A 15,549-nucleotide genomic window follows, 5' to 3' on the forward strand; every position below is an offset into this window, starting at 1 on the left:
CTTCATAACTTAATTTCATAAGAAAAACACCCCAATCGTTAGATTTTGTGTCTAACTTTTGGGGTGCAGTTCAGAAATCCAACTCTTTTCGTCGCAAGTTTTTACTTTTCAGTCAATGCCGCAAGACCTGGAAGGACTTTACCTTCAAGGAGTTCCATAGATGCACCACCACCTGTTGAAATCCATGAGAACTTGTCTGCACGGCCAAGGTTGATAGCTGCTGCTGCTGAGTCACCACCACCGATGATTGATTTCACGCCTGGTTGCTTCACGATAGCATCCATTACACCGATTGTCCCCGCTTGGAAGTCTGGGTTTTCAAATACACCCATAGGTCCGTTCCAAACAACTGTTTTCGCACCAGTCAAAGCTTCGTCAAACTTAGCAATTGACTTAGGACCGATGTCAAGACCAAGGAAGCCTTCTGAAACTGCTTCGCCTTCTGTATCGCGAACTTCAGTGTAGCCAGCAAATGCGTTAGCTTCTTTTGAGTCAACTGGCAAGATCAATTTACCGTTAGCTTTTTCAAGAAGTGCTTTTGCCACATCAAGCTTGTCTTCTTCTACAAGTGAGTTACCGATTTCGATACCTTGAGCTTTGTAGAATGTGTACGTCATACCACCACCGATAAGAACTTTGTCAGCTTTTTCGAGAAGGTTTTCGATAACACCGATCTTATCAGATACTTTTGAACCACCAAGGATTGCCACGAATGGACGCTCTGGAGTTTCAACAGCTTCTTGGATGTAAGCAATTTCGTTTTCCAAAAGGAAACCAGCTACAGCTTTTTCTACGTTTGCTGAGATACCAACGTTTGATGCGTGCGCACGGTGTGCAGTACCAAACGCGTCGTTAACGAAGATACCATCACCAAGTGAAGCCCAGTATTTACCAAGTTCTTCGTCGTTTTTAGATTCTTTCTTACCATCAACATCTTCGAAACGAGTGTTTTCAACAAGGAGAACTTGTCCATCTTCCAAAGCATTGATAGCTGCTTCCAATTCAGCACCACGAGTAGCGCCAGCAATGAAAGCAACCTCCTGACCCAATTTAGCTGCCAAATCAGCTGCTACAGGAGCCAATGATTTACCTTCTTTATCAGCTTCTTCCTTCACACGACCAAGGTGAGAGAAAAGAATTGCACGTCCACCTTGCTCAAGAATATACTTGATAGTTGGAAGAGCTGCTGTAATACGGTTATCGTTAGTGATAACGCCATCTTTCAAAGGCACGTTGAAGTCCACACGGACAAGAACTTTTTTGCCTTTCAATTCTACATCTTTAACAGTCAATTTTGCCATTAGATAAGAACTCCTTAATTTAAATTTACCCTACCATTGTACCATATTTTCTGTATTTTTTCTCTCATAAAGATAGTTTTTTCACAAATCTACAAAAAGAACGAATAATAAAAAAAGAGGCCGAAGCCTCTTGGTTAGCAGTTCCGTCCTCCTCATCCTAAAACTCTTGTCCTGCTCCACCTTAGATAGCGACTACTGCTTTTCAAATACAATCATCTTCCCTGAAAAATCGACCTCTAAATCTCCATTTTCTAATTTTTCATAGGTCCCTGAAATCGATTTGCTCTCTGAAAGATCGATATCTATCTCTTGCCCCTGCAAATCTACACTGCCAGTAATGTCACTATCCACAATACCTATACTAGCCTCGCCTGTAATGGTTTCACCATCGATTTCAAAGTCGAGCTCGAAACCATAGGCATTGGCAATGTAACGTCCATCTACATTATTAATAGTTTCTACAACAACTTCCTCAGCCTTACTGCAAGCAACCAAGAAAAGGGTTCCCAAAACCAATACTGTAGCCGATAAATACTTTTTCATAATTATTTCTCCTTTAAATAAGTTTCTAAACAACGTTTTATATCTTCGAGAATATCTAAGTGTAACTCCTTATATCTCATAACATCCTCTTCTTCTAGATCACCTCTATGAATAGAAAGGTAGTCGTCCGATAGTTGCAAACAATACTTTCGAAACCTGACTATCTGTTCTGTCTTATAGTCAGACAGAAGAGACTCGGATTTTTGAACAAGCAACTCTACCAATTCTCCGACAATATACGGATTGCTTTCAAAAATATCATGCAAAGGCATTGAACCTGAATAGGTAAAAAGTGTCTTTAGTAGATCCAAATAAAGCATATTCTTTTGAGAACGACTTTCCTGCATCCGTAATTGATTTAATTGTTTATCAAATACCTCCGGACCTTCCTCATATAGAATATAATCATTCCATCCCTCAATTAGCTCTAGTTTTTCTTCAATCACTTCAATAGAAGAATTAAAACTGTCAATGATTTCCAGAAAAGATACTTCTTTCTCAAAACTTTTTGCTTTTAGATACTGATAAAGACTTCCTACAATGGTCAGACCTCCAATAATCGTGACAATATCTGATGCTATTGATAACATATGTTTCCTAAAACCTCCCATTCTCCTTCAGGAGCCCAAATTCGTCAAAACCAGTATCCTCAGACCAGCCGAAAACATTTATGGTCGTAAAATATCCCTTATTCTCAATACCAAACGAAACATCAAACTCCACTCCATACTTCTTCTTGATATGAGCCAATTCCTCATCCGTTAATGCTCGACCGTTTTCTTTAATATAAGTCTCCAACTCTGCATCTGTAGGCTCTTTAATTGTCTGATTAGCAATCTGCCACAGCGCCTTAGCTGTTTTCCGAATACTCGAGCCATACATTTGTAAAAAGTCGGATAAGGTGACTTCCTCTATCAAGACTTCCTCAATTGCCCATTTCTCAATCGGTTGTTCCCAAATGTCATAAACATCTTTGGATTTTGTGAATTCAGATTTTGGCGTATAACTTGTCTTAAAGGGACCATCTCTAAAACTATGTGCATGATAATAGGAATAGCTAACCAGTTTCTCCTTGTCAAACAGTAAAAAATTAGGAGTAAACACTACATTTGTTTCATCAATCGTCAGCACATCTTGCGGAACATATTCATTATGGCGGAAAACTGCTTCTCTCCGAAGCTTCTGGAACATGGATTTTAAAAGATCAACTTTACCATCACTATCTATATATAAGCCATTTGATAATATCTCTAGCCCCATCAGCGTATCATCATCTATAGTATCTTTATACCGATAAAATCGAACATAACCATGCTCCTCTACAAGAATACCTATTTCTAATCCAACCGTTTCTTCCTGCTTATAGCGAAGCTCTCCATTCTTATCCAAATATGTTTCAGTAAGCCGCTCCCCCTTACTAATTATTTCATAAGTACCGTCAGGATTAACTCTTACTTGAACTTCATGCCCATTCTCAAGCCCTGTATAAACACCTACTAAATTAGCAATGTTTCTCGGTAGTCGATAGGACTTACCATCTTCTAATACTACTGAACTAGTATCAATCTTTAAGGGAGCATTTTTCACTTCCTCACTGATACGTGGAGTTAACCGACAATTTTCATATCGTGAATAAGCAAATGATAGGCAAGCCAACACCGCAACAAGTAAGAAAACAAAGCGAATGAACTTAGGGGGTAGGTTTAGAAATTTTTTCATAACTTTCTCCATGTTACTCTTAGATTAAGTATTGACTGGTAAGTCAATACTTGTTATGCATAGTATAACAAGCTTTTTTGCACAAAACATAGTTATATGTGTTCTTTGTGTAAAAAAAAGAGGCCGAAGCCTCTTTGATTTTCACTAAGGATTATTTAGCGATTTTTGCGAAGTACTCAAGAGTACGAACAAGTTGTGCAGTATAAGACATTTCGTTGTCGTACCATGAAACAACTTTAACCAATTGCTCACCATCAACGTCAAGAACTTTAGTTTGAGTTGCATCGAACAATGAACCGAATGAGATACCTACGATATCTGAAGAAACGATTTGATCTTCAGTGTAACCGTATGATTCAGTAGCAGCAGCTTTCATAGCAGCGTTTACTTCTTCAGTAGTAACTTTCTTGTTAAGAGTTGCAACCAATTCAGTTACAGAACCTGTTGGAACTGGAACACGTTGTGCAGCACCGTCAAGTTTACCGTTCAATTCTGGGATTACCAAGCCGATAGCTTTAGCAGCACCAGTTGAGTTAGGAACGATGTTCGCAGCAGCAGCACGAGCACGACGAAGGTCACCACCACGGTGTGGTCCGTCAAGAACCATTTGGTCACCAGTGTAACCGTGGATTGTAGTCATCAAACCTTTTTGAACGCCAAATGCATCGTGAAGAGCTTTAGCCATTGGTGCCAAACAGTTTGTAGTACATGAAGCACCTGAGATAACTGTTTCAGTACCATCAAGGATATCGTGGTTAGTGTTGAAAACGATAGTCTTAACATCGTTACCACCAGGAGCAGTGATAACAACTTTCTTAGCACCATTTTCGTGGATGTGTTGCTCAGCAGCAGTTTTTGAAGTGAAGAAACCAGTTGCTTCAAGAACGATTTCTACGCCGTCAGCAGCCCAGTCAATTTTTCCTGGCTCACGCTCAGCAGAAACTTTAACGAATTTACCGTTAACTTCGAAACCACCGTCTTTAACTTCAACAGTACCGTCGAAACGACCTTGAGTTGTGTCGTATTTCAACAAGTGTGCAAGCATTACTGGGTCTGTAAGGTCGTTGATACGAGTAACTTCAACACCTTCTACGTTTTGGATACGACGGAAAGCAAGACGACCGATACGTCCGAAACCGTTAATACCAACTTTAACTACCATGAATGATTTCCTCCTTATGAAAATCGAGTTCTTTATTTTAAAAGGCAAGCCTTTTAATCCTTTTGTGAAAATATTAACTTGTAAGCCTACAAGCATCTTTTCAACGTTTTTATTATATAACTTATTCAATAAAAAAGCAAGAATTTCATATAGTTTCATTGTTAATATTGTCGGAACTGCATGGAATTTCTGAAAACTTACTGATGCAATTGGATAAAACCTATAAAATTTGATACAATCATAAGTAATGTTTTAGAAAGTTATTACTCCTATGCCGACAAAATACTCAAAAATCCGCCAGAAACACTTATCCAAAAGAAAACATCGGTCTAAATTTCAAAAATCCATCCTCAGCATACTCACTCCTTTATTCAGTTTAGGATTATGGTATGTATTAAATACAATCAGCATATCCATCCAGCCAGTCATCTCTACTATTTTTCCCAGTCATGTGCAAATGAACTATAGCCTATTTTTCGCTTTTCTTTACAGTAGTTTAGTCCTTGCGCTCACACTTACCTTGTGGTTCTGGTGGAAAATACTCTTTAACGAAAAATTTACTTGGTGGAAGCCTTCTTCACTCCTTTTCATCTTCCTTCCAGTTGTGCCGGTCTTCTTATTAGCCCGATATGAAGCCTCCTTTCATACCCCCAAAGCACCACTCATTATTTCTCATCGCGCTTTAAACGACCACCACGCTATTGAAAATACCGTTGAAGCACTGCAATTAGCAAGTAAGAGCCAGCCAGACTACATCGAAATCGACCTTTGGGAAACAGCTGACCTAGAGTTTATTGCTTTTCACGATGCAAGTTTAATCAATTGGGCTGGTGTAGACTATCGTCCCCATGATCTTACTTTGGCAAACCTAACAGAAACCATCATAACAGATGCGGCTGGCTACTCTGCCAAAATTGCAAGTTTTGACCAAATTCTAACCGAAGCTAGGGCACAAAATCAGCAACTCTTAATTGATTTTAAAACTTCTGCACAAGATAGTTCCCAAATGGTAGACAATTTTATGAAGAAATACCAAGCAAGCTTTGAAAATGAGGGGCATCAACTTCAGTCTGCTGATCCTCATTTCATAAACGCTATTCTAAAGTATGCTCCAAAATTTGAAACCTACTTATTGATGAGTGCACCTCCGGAAATTGAATTACCTAACCTGACTGGCTATAGTGTTCCCTTGGATCAACTTACTGATGATTTACTTAATTATATTCGCAAATCGGGAAAATCTTTCTACGTATGGACTGTCAATACTCCAGAAGGAGTGCAACAAGCAGACTCCTTAGAAGTAGATGGTATCATCACCGACTACCCAACTCGTACACAAACAGTATTATCCAGCCTTTCACAAGCCAACAAATACATAAAACTGTATCAAGAACAATTACAATACTTTAAAATATTCCCCATCCAAGAACAATGATTTTATATCTAATAGGGACGGGAAAACGTCTACTTGATTATTTGCTTTCCACTTGGTTTGTCCGACTTCCACGTGCCACAGTTCAGCCCTAGACTGTTGGAGGTGATTTTTAGTGAACTGCAACACCTTGGCAGCCACCAGTTTAACTGGTGGTTTTCATTTTGTTCTTGATGAAAGAGAGATAGAAGGTATGAAAAAAGCCCGCTCTTTCGAGCAGGCTTGGGCAATCAATTAAGCGTTGCCGCCGTTTTTCTTGATGATTTCATCTTGTACAGATTTTGGTACATCTTCGTAGTGGTCAAATACCATCATGAAAGTACCGCGACCTTGAGTTGCTGAACGAAGAACAGTTGCGTAACCGAACATTTCAGCAAGTGGTACATAAGCACGAACGATTTGTGTGTTACCACGAGCTTCCATACCGTCAACGCGACCACGACGTGCAGTAACGTGACCCATAACGTCACCAAGGTTGTCTTCTGGTGCAGTGATGGTTACAAGCATCATTGGCTCAAGGATAGTTGGTTGAGCTGATTTAGCAGCTTCTTTAAGGGCAAGAGATGCCGCCACTTTGAAGGCTGTTTCAGATGAGTCGACATCGTGGTATGAACCATCATAAAGCTTCGCTTTAACGTCAACGATTGGGTAACCAGCAAGAACACCGTTGGCCATAGATTCTACGAGACCTTTTTCAACAGCTGGGATGAATTCACGTGGAACCACACCACCGACGATAGCGTTCTCGAATTCGAAACCTTTTCCTTCTTCGTTTGGTGTGAATTCGATCCAAACGTCACCGAATTGACCTTTACCACCAGACTGGCGTTTGAAGAAACCACGTGCTTGAGTAGAAGCGCGGAATGTTTCACGGTAAGATACTTGAGGAGCACCTACGTTTGCTTCAACCTTGAATTCACGACGCATACGGTCAACAAGGACATCCAAGTGCAACTCACCCATACCTGAGATAACTGTTTCACCAGTTTCAACGTTTGTTTCAACGCGGAATGTTGGATCTTCTTCAGCCAACTTAGAAAGGGCAATACCCATCTTGTCTTGGTCAGCTTTAGACTTAGGCTCAACCATCAATTGGATAACTGGTTCTGGAACGTGGATTGACTCAAGGATTACTTTTGCTTTTTCATCTGTCAATGAGTCACCAGTTGTAGTATCTTTCAAACCAACCGCAGCGGCGATGTCACCAGCGTAAACAGTTTCAATTTCTTGACGACTGTTTGCGTGCATTTGAAGGATACGTCCGATACGCTCACGTTTACCTTTAGAAGTGTTCATTACGTATGAACCGCTGTTAAGGACACCTGAGTAGACACGGAAGAATGTCAAACGACCTACGAATGGGTCAGTCATGATTTTGAAGGCAAGAGCTGCAAATGGCTCTTCATCAGAAGCATGACGCTCTTCTTCAGCATCTGTATCTGGGTTGATACCTTTGATAGCAGGGATATCAACAGGGCTTGGAAGGTAGTCAATAACCGCATCAAGCATCAATTGAACACCTTTGTTCTTGAAGGCTGAACCACACAATACTGGGAAGAATTCAACGTTGATAGTTGCTTTACGGATAGCAGCTTTCAATTCTTCGTTTGTGATTTCTTCACCTTCAAGGTATTTCATCATCAATTCTTCATCAGTTTCAGCAACTGCTTCAACCAATTTTTCACGGTATTCTTGAGCTTGCTCAAGGTATTCAGCTGGGATATCTTCTTCAAGAATATCTGTACCAAGGTCGTTAGTATAGATTTCAGCTTTCATCTTGATCAAGTCAATGATACCACGGAACTCGTCTTCTGAACCGATTGGCAATTGGATTGGATGAGCATTTGCTTGAAGACGCTCATGAAGTGTGCTTACTGAGTAAAGGAAGTCAGCACCGATTTTATCCATTTTGTTTGCGAATACGATACGAGGAACACCGTATTCAGTTGCTTGACGCCATACTGTTTCAGTTTGTGGCTCAACACCTGATTGTGAGTCAAGAACGGTTACCGCACCATCAAGAACGCGAAGTGAACGTTGTACTTCGATTGTGAAGTCCACGTGTCCTGGTGTGTCGATGATGTTTACACGGTGGTTGTTCCATTGAGCTGTTGTTGCAGCAGATGTGATTGTGATACCACGCTCTTGCTCTTGCTCCATCCAGTCCATTTGTGATGCACCTTCGTGAGTTTCACCGATTTTGTGGATTTTACCAGTGTAGTAAAGAATACGCTCAGTTGTCGTTGTTTTACCAGCGTCAACGTGCGCCATGATACCGATATTACGAGTTTTTTCTAATGAAAATTCGCGTGCCATGAGGTTTGTTCTCCTATAATTTTAGTTTTATACTTTATTATACCATATTTTAAGAAAAGCGAGTGGGCAAATCCCACCCGCTTGATTTCTTACTAATGGTGTGAAGTGGATGAGGCAAGCCTCAATCCGATTTGTGATGTTGGAACGAGAAGTTTGTACTATAATCTCAATCGATTTATATAGAACTGACTTAACGCCCTCACATCTTAATTGAACCCGGCCGGCGTACTGCCAGTGAAAAAAGATAAGCTTCCTTGGTTGTAAACAACCAGCGTCACCTTCCTATTTTTCACCTGTACGCTCGTCCTTGGTATCTTAATCTTACCAGCGGAAGTGTGCGAATGCGCGGTTTGCTTCTGCCATTTTGTGAGTATCTTCACGTTTCTTAACAGCTGCACCTGTGTTGTTTGCTGCATCCATGATTTCTTTCGCAAGGCGATCGATCATAGTGTGCTCACCACGGTTACGAGCGATTGTTACCAACCAACGAAGACCAAGTGTTGTACGACGCTCTGGACGAACTTCAACTGGAACTTGGTAGTTAGAACCACCGACACGACGTGCACGTACTTCAAGTACAGGCATGATGTTTTCCATTGCTGTTTCAAATACTTCAAGTGCATCGTTACCGGTTGCTTCTTTGATTTGATCAAAGGCACCGTAAACGATTGATGCAGCAGTACCACGTTTACCGTCCAACATAACACGGTTGATTAAACGAGTTACCAATTTTGAGTTATACAATGGATCTGGCAATACTTCGCGCTTAGGCGCTTGATTTTTACGACTCATTTATATTTCCCCCTTCTTAGCCTTTTGGACGTTTAGTACCGTATTTAGAACGGCCTTGCTTACGATCGTTAACACCTGCAGTATCAAGTGCACCACGAACGATATGGTAACGTACCCCTGGAAGGTCCTTTACACGTCCACCACGAAGAAGAACAACGCTGTGCTCTTGCAAGTTGTGACCGATACCTGGGATGTAAGCAGTAACTTCGATAAGGTTGCTCAAACGTACACGAGCGAATTTACGAAGGGCAGAGTTAGGTTTTTTAGGTGTCATTGTTCCGACACGAGTTGCAACACCGCGTTTTTGTGGTGATGAAACGTTTGTTTGAACTTTTTTACGGCTGTTGTAACCAACGTTCAAAGCTGGTGATTTAGATTTTTCTACTTTAGACTTACGTGGTTTACGTACCAACTGGTTAATTGTAGGCATCTACATTCTCCTGTATATATTTTTTATTTTTGGTGATAAGGCATTGGTGACAACCCCTATCTGTGTGTACTTTTGCAACAATTGTCAGCACGTCCCTGTACACTCTTGAGAGACCAAAAGTAAAAAGTACCGTCTAATATGATACCACAGCTAGAAGACCTTGTCAAATAGATATGTTTGAAATTTCCAAGAAAAAACACAGCCCTTCAGCTGTGTCATTTCTGTATTTTCTAATAGCCCATACCCATTCCGTCCATACCTTGTGGCATAGCTGGAGTCGATGGTTCTGGTTTGTTGGCAACAACTGCTTCCGTTGTCAAAATCAAGCTGGCTACGGAAGCCGCATTTTGAAGAGCAGAACGAGTAACTTTAACAGGGTCAATAATTCCTGCCTCAATCATATTCACCCACTCACCTGTCGCAGCATTAAAGCCTGTTCCAAGCTCAGAATTCTTCAATTTATCAATGATAACTGAACCTTCATAGCCTGCGTTATAGGCAATCTGGCGCACTGGTTCTTCCAAGGCGCGCAGGACAATATTGCGTCCTGTTTCATCATCACCGGTCAATTCAAGCTTGGCTACGCTATCAATAACATTGACAAGAGCTGTACCACCACCAGCAACGATTCCTTCTTCAACTGCTGCACGTGTTGCATTGAGGGCATCTTCGATACGGAGCTTCATTTCTTTCAACTCAGTTTCCGTTGCGGCACCTACTTTGATAACCGCAACACCGCCAGACAATTTTGCCAAACGCTCTTGTAATTTTTCACGATCAAATTCTGAAGTTGTTCCCTCAATTTGTGACTTGATTACGGCGACACGGTTGGCAATGGCTTCTGGATTGCCAGCACCTTCAACAATAGTTGTACCATCCTTGTCAACCACAACCTTGGCAGCTTGACCAAGGGCTTCAATAGTCGCGTCTTTCAAGTCCAAACCAAGGTCTTCTGTAATAACTGTACCACCTGTCAAGATTGCGATGTCTTCCAACATAGCTTTACGACGGTCGCCAAAGCCTGGCGCCTTAACAGCAACAACGTTGAAAGTACCACGAATCTTATTGAGAACAAGGGTAGGAAGTGCTTCACCATCCACATCGTCAGCAATAATCAAAAGCGGACGGTTGGTCTGAAGAATGCTTTCCAAGAGTGGCAAAATATCCTGAATATGAGAAATTTTCTTATCTGTAATCAAGATGAATGGATTTTCAAGTTCAGCTACCATCTTTTCATTATCTGTTACCATGTATTGTGACAGATAACCACGGTCGAATTGCATACCTTCAACCACATCCAACTCAGTTTCCATACCGCGAGATTCTTCGATAGTGATTACGCCGTCTGTTCCCACGCGCTCCATGGCTTCGGAAATGTATTCACCCACTTTTTCAGATCGTGAAGATACCGCTGCAACTTGAGCAATTTCAGCTTTATTGGATACAGGACTTGCTTGTGCTTTCAAGGCTTCAACCGCAGTCGCAACTGCTGCTTCAATCCCACGACGAATTCCGATTGGGTTGGCACCTGCTGTTACGTTTTTCAAGCCTTCACGTACGATAGCCTGGGTCAATACAGTAGCAGTTGTTGTACCGTCACCAGCAATGTCATTGGTTTTTGATGCCACTTCGGATACCAACTTAGCACCCATATTTTCAAAATGGTCTTCCAATTCAATTTCTTTGGCAATGGTTACACCATCATTTGTAATGAGTGGTGAGCCATAAGCCTTTTCCAAGACAACATTGCGACCTTTTGGACCCAAGGTTACTTTGACTGTATCAGCCAAAATATCAACACCACGGACCATGCTCTCGCGTGCATCTGCTGCAAATTTAATTTCTTTTGCCATAATTATACCCTCCCGCCTAAATCAATAAAAAATCCTATTTCACATTTCTTACAATTCCACAAGCGGGTTCAAATCCTTTTCTATAAGTTTCTTATTCAACGATTGCTAAAATATCAGCTTCACGAATGATGTGAACGGTCTGGTCACCGTCTTTGACTTCCAAGCCTGCATGAGCATCAATCAACACTGTGTCACCAACTGCCACAGCAGGAGCAACCAGATCTCCGTTCAAGGTACGAATCCCTTGTCCAATCGCTAGGACACTTGCTTCTTTTGTCTTTTCTTGGCTTGCACCTGCAAGGACAAAACCACCAACTGTTTGTTCTTTTTCTTCAATTTTTACGACGATACGATCGCCCAATGGTTTCAACATGGTATTACCTCCTGGTCTTTTTAGCACTCTTTGTATGCGAGTGCTAATTCACATTTCCTATTGTATCACTTGGTCAAAAATAGTCAAGAGAATTCTATTTTAATTTTCCTAAAATCCGTCGCAAGATTGAGGAAACAAAAACCTGTCAATTATAGCAAAACTATGCTATACTATTATTAAAAAGTAAAGGGGATTTATGAAATTTTTTAGAGATTTAAAAACAGATTACCTTGAAAGCCGATTTTCAGCCTACGAAAGTTTTGCAGAATGGTTTTTAAAGCGTAAATTAGGCTTTTGGGGGAAAATGATATTCGCATATCTACTCTGGCTAGTCTGGTGGCTGCTCTTTTCCCACCCTCATTACATCATCTTTTTCTTTTATGGGGTCATCCTATTGTCACTGATTGTTATGCTAGTAGAATGGTGGAAATATAGAAAATGAATAGCAAAAAACGCCAACTTTTGGAGCGTTCAATTAGGGATTAACTAAGACGGACATTCAAAAGCGGTTAAGAAGATACAGATTTTATTTAGTCTGTATCTTTTTTTATTACTTGACTTTATCTGTGTTTAGAGTGATATATAGTGTAAGGAAAATTAAAGGGGATATATACATGACGAAACAAGATTTATTAGAAAGATTACAAGTTGAAACTAGAGCAGGTATCAACTTTTCTAACAAAGCAATTGAATTTGCAAAGGATAGAAAAATTAGTAAAGCATGGCAAATATTAGATATTGCTGAATGTGCTTTAACTTGTACAAATCAAGTACATGATCAATTATGGGACTTAACAAAAGGAAACTTAACCAGTGAAGAATTCGAGATTTTTTGTCAATCAGAGACAGTTTTAACGATTTTTAATCAGGCGGTAAGAACAATAAAATCAGAGAAGAACAAGTAAAAAGACTGATACATGTTTGTACCAGTCTTAATATGACATCCATTATCCATTTACGATAAAACGTTCAATTAATATTTCATATAAACGAGTTTTCTATAACATTCACTTCTTATTTTTAAAATATAATCCTCCATATATGCCCAATCTGGGATCCCATCGTTTGTTACAGGTAGTTTTATTTTTTCTTTTTTTATAGTTTCGGAACTTCCCATATCACTATAATCATACAATCGTTTTAATGTTTTATTTATAACAGACGCTATAAATAACCCATTTAATTTATTAAGATTTTCATTATATAGCAAAATTATAGAAGATCCACCGCCACCTCTTCCTAAAAAGTCTAATTCTTGATAAAACGAACTTCCATCAACAGGACTAACAGTAATACAATTACCTTTATCTAATTTCTCGTGATTAAACGGAATTTTATAACTATCAACACCATTATTAAAATTTCCTGATGATACAAAAGGTACATTACCATCTTCATATTTTTTTACACTTCTACTACTTGGTCTAACAATATTAAACAAGTCATCAATTCTAAAATCTTTCCATTTAATTGTATCTACTTTTTTTAATTTTACCTTTTTTAAATACCTTGAAACATCGCTTGTACTCTCTCTCTCTAGTTTCAAGCCGTTTTATGAAGTTTTCCATATATTCAAAATCAGGTTTACCATCGTTTGTTACGGGTAATTTTATTTTTAACTTTAACGCATCATTTCGTGTAAACTTATTTACATAATCATAATTCATTAATGAAGATTTTTTCTTAAATACAACTGTAAAAAATAATAAACTTTCTCTTGTCCATTGTTCTGTATATTGTAGTGGTTTCAATACTTGAACATGTGAATATCCAACAAAATCATTAGGTTGATAAAAAATGCTGTCAGAAGTTGTTGTGTCGCTAAAGGTAATAACATTCCCTTTTTCTGTTATATCATAGTGAGTAAATCCTCCGACACCATTATCGTAACTTGAATTTACTATGACGGGATTTTCTCCATCTTCCTGCATTAATTCTTTGTTAGTTAGATTATGATTTTTCGTAGGACGAATATCAAATAATTCACTCATATCAAATTCTTTCCAATTTCTAGTATCTATTTTATTCATCTGTATCCCCTAAATTTAAAATTAATGAATGGTGAATTTTATAATGAAGTTAGCCACCCAATGAAAAATAAAAAACCAAGTAAAATCATGTTATCATTAAGTTACCACACTAGAATGAAGGGCATGAATTTACTTGGCATATAAAAATAATAGCACAATTACTGTTAAAGGCAAACATCTGACGTTTAATGAACGAACAAAAATTGAAGTTCTAAAGAGTGAGGGCTACTCGAATCGTAGAATCGCGAAAATCTTAGGAAGAGCACCACAAACAATCCACAATGAGGTGAAACGTGGCACTACACAACAAAAGCGTGTCATTAAAACAATTAAAAAAGGAATACACCTATTATGAATCAAAATATTTCGCTGATACAGGTCAAGTTCGTTACGATAAGCAACGACTTAAGTGTGGACGCAAACCAAAGTGGATGATTTCTGATCAATTTATTAAATGGGCAGATGAAAAGATTTTAAAACACAAGTGGTCTCCGGATGTCGTTGTAAACACTGCAAGAATCGAGGGCTTATTCGACCGTTTTCTTATCCCCTGCACAACCACCTTATATCATTGGATTGATCGTCAGATATTAAAAACACGCAACATCGATTTACTCGAAAAGGTATCGCGTAAGAACAACACAAAGAATCAAAGAACGAAAAGCAACAAACGGATACTCGGAAAGTCAATTAATGAACGTCCAGTTGAGGTAGACAGTCGAACGACATTTGGTCATTGGGAAATTGATACAGTAATTGGGAAGAAGAATAAAAATGAACCTGTCATCGTGACTTTGGTCGAACGAAAAACTAGGTTTGAAGTCTTATTAAAAGCGAATGGAAAAACAGTAAAAGACATCGAAGAAGCGATAGAGGAGCTGTATACTACTAATCCTGAAGTGTTTAAGAAACTGTTTCAAACGATAACAGCTGATAATGGGTCTGAATTTGCATCGTTATCGGAATACTTAGCAGATGAAGTAGACGTATATTTTGCTCATCCCTATGCCTCATGGGAGCGAGGGACAAGTGAAAATTTACATAAGATAATCCGAAGGTTTTTGCCGAAAGGGGCTTCATTGAAGGATATCACAAAAGAAGAATTGCTTAGAATACAAAGATGGATGAATCAATTTCCAAGGAAAATATTAAACTACCAGACACCTCACAGTTTGATGTTGAAAGAAATGAAACGATTAGGACTAAAAAATAACGTAGCGATTTGACAACGAGCTTCGGTTGATATGAATTAACGAATGGGACCGACAGGCAGCGCCAGTCGGTCAATCCAGACTATCATATCAACTCTCGTCATCAAACCACTACTAGATAGATGAAATATGTAATTTAAGATAAATGATTAAGTTAGCTATGAGTGGCTAACTTAAACTTGAAATTTTCAAACAGAAAAAAGTAAATTTTCTATTGCCTTAGATTTACCTTAAACATAAAATTATTCTTTAAATTTAACCTTGTATCTATTTTATATTTTTTCCTTTTTGGATTTCCATCAATCCTATAAATGCTATTATTTTTAATATCATAGCTTACAGACCAAATTGTATTAGCATCCTTTCTCTATCATAATCACATCTAAA

Annotated in this window: 15 protein-coding genes and 1 pseudogene; 4 read left to right on the forward strand and 12 right to left on the reverse strand. The window is 39.0% G+C overall.

What is annotated here, in order from left to right:
* Positions 1 to 101 precede the first annotated feature (101 nt).
* From ACEE44_RS08315 to gap, 5 genes are all read right to left on the reverse strand, one after another.
* Entirely contained in the window at positions 102 to 1,301 is a 1,200-nt protein-coding gene (locus ACEE44_RS08315) for a phosphoglycerate kinase (RefSeq protein WP_002938510.1), read from the reverse strand.
* A 192-nt stretch (positions 1,302 to 1,493) separates the two neighbouring features.
* The gene (locus ACEE44_RS08320; protein WP_332413235.1) at positions 1,494 to 1,844 is read right to left on the reverse strand and encodes a hypothetical protein; all 351 of its coding nucleotides are present in this window, start codon (positions 1,842 to 1,844) and stop codon (positions 1,494 to 1,496) included.
* Between the two features lie 2 nt (positions 1,845 to 1,846).
* Positions 1,847 to 2,434: a hypothetical protein gene (locus ACEE44_RS08325; protein WP_449171899.1), complete on the reverse strand. Its 588-nt coding sequence runs from the start codon at positions 2,432 to 2,434 to the stop codon at positions 1,847 to 1,849.
* Positions 2,435 to 2,441: 7 nt separating this feature from the next.
* Positions 2,442 to 3,563, reverse strand: coding sequence for a hypothetical protein (locus ACEE44_RS08330; protein WP_449171900.1), 1,122 nt, complete (start codon positions 3,561 to 3,563; stop codon positions 2,442 to 2,444).
* A gap of 151 nt (positions 3,564 to 3,714) precedes the next feature.
* A complete protein-coding gene (gene gap / locus ACEE44_RS08335; RefSeq protein WP_449171901.1) occupies positions 3,715 to 4,725 on the reverse strand; it encodes a type I glyceraldehyde-3-phosphate dehydrogenase in 1,011 nt (336 codons plus the stop codon).
* Positions 4,726 to 4,996: 271 nt separating this feature from the next.
* Here gap and ACEE44_RS08340 point away from each other — a divergent pair, with 271 nt between their 5' ends.
* Complete coding sequence (locus ACEE44_RS08340; protein ID WP_449171902.1) at positions 4,997 to 6,160, forward strand: glycerophosphodiester phosphodiesterase family protein; 1,164 nt, start codon at positions 4,997 to 4,999, stop codon at positions 6,158 to 6,160.
* Positions 6,161 to 6,272: 112 nt separating this feature from the next.
* A complete protein-coding gene (locus ACEE44_RS08345; protein ID WP_449171903.1) occupies positions 6,273 to 6,395 on the forward strand; it encodes a hypothetical protein in 123 nt (40 codons plus the stop codon).
* On the opposite strand, the gene fusA is transcribed toward ACEE44_RS08345, so the two are convergent.
* The 5 genes from fusA to groES form a co-directional block, all read right to left on the reverse strand.
* The gene (gene fusA / locus ACEE44_RS08350) at positions 6,392 to 8,473 is read right to left on the reverse strand and encodes an elongation factor G (protein ID WP_032510536.1); all 2,082 of its coding nucleotides are present in this window, start codon (positions 8,471 to 8,473) and stop codon (positions 6,392 to 6,394) included. The two genes, ACEE44_RS08345 and fusA, sit on opposite strands and share 4 nt — an antisense overlap.
* 321 nt (positions 8,474 to 8,794) lie before the next feature.
* The gene (rpsG, locus tag ACEE44_RS08355; RefSeq protein ID WP_002940031.1) at positions 8,795 to 9,265 is read right to left on the reverse strand and encodes a 30S ribosomal protein S7; all 471 of its coding nucleotides are present in this window, start codon (positions 9,263 to 9,265) and stop codon (positions 8,795 to 8,797) included.
* 16 nt (positions 9,266 to 9,281) lie between these two features.
* Complete coding sequence (gene rpsL / locus ACEE44_RS08360; RefSeq protein WP_002940030.1) at positions 9,282 to 9,695, reverse strand: 30S ribosomal protein S12; 414 nt, start codon at positions 9,693 to 9,695, stop codon at positions 9,282 to 9,284.
* Between the two features lie 230 nt (positions 9,696 to 9,925).
* On the reverse strand, positions 9,926 to 11,548 hold the full coding sequence (gene groL / locus ACEE44_RS08365) for a chaperonin GroEL (RefSeq protein WP_172019940.1): 1,623 nt from the start codon (positions 11,546 to 11,548) through the stop codon (positions 9,926 to 9,928).
* Between the two features lie 91 nt (positions 11,549 to 11,639).
* Positions 11,640 to 11,921, reverse strand: coding sequence for a co-chaperone GroES (groES, locus tag ACEE44_RS08370; RefSeq protein WP_014637330.1), 282 nt, complete (start codon positions 11,919 to 11,921; stop codon positions 11,640 to 11,642).
* Positions 11,922 to 12,535: 614 nt separating this feature from the next.
* Between groES and ACEE44_RS08375 the strand changes: the two genes are divergently transcribed.
* On the forward strand, positions 12,536 to 12,826 hold the full coding sequence (locus ACEE44_RS08375; RefSeq protein WP_044776026.1) for a hypothetical protein: 291 nt from the start codon (positions 12,536 to 12,538) through the stop codon (positions 12,824 to 12,826).
* A 68-nt stretch (positions 12,827 to 12,894) separates the two neighbouring features.
* Here the strand turns inward: ACEE44_RS08375 and ACEE44_RS08380 are convergent, their stop codons facing one another.
* Together ACEE44_RS08380 and ACEE44_RS08385 are read right to left on the reverse strand one after the other, a co-directional pair.
* A complete protein-coding gene (locus ACEE44_RS08380) occupies positions 12,895 to 13,467 on the reverse strand; it encodes a restriction endonuclease subunit S (RefSeq protein ID WP_164810277.1) in 573 nt (190 codons plus the stop codon).
* Positions 13,388 to 13,951, reverse strand: a complete 564-nt coding sequence (locus tag ACEE44_RS08385; protein WP_164810278.1) for a restriction endonuclease subunit S — start codon at positions 13,949 to 13,951, stop codon at positions 13,388 to 13,390. Before ACEE44_RS08385 ends, ACEE44_RS08380 begins: the two co-directional genes overlap by 80 nt.
* 133 nt (positions 13,952 to 14,084) lie before the next feature.
* Between ACEE44_RS08385 and ACEE44_RS08390 the strand changes: the two are divergent.
* Positions 14,085 to 15,177: pseudogene (locus tag ACEE44_RS08390) on the forward strand (IS30 family transposase).
* Positions 15,178 to 15,549: the final 372 nt, after the last annotated feature.

It is taken from the genome of Streptococcus sp. 32226D021BW (genome assembly GCF_053545015.1).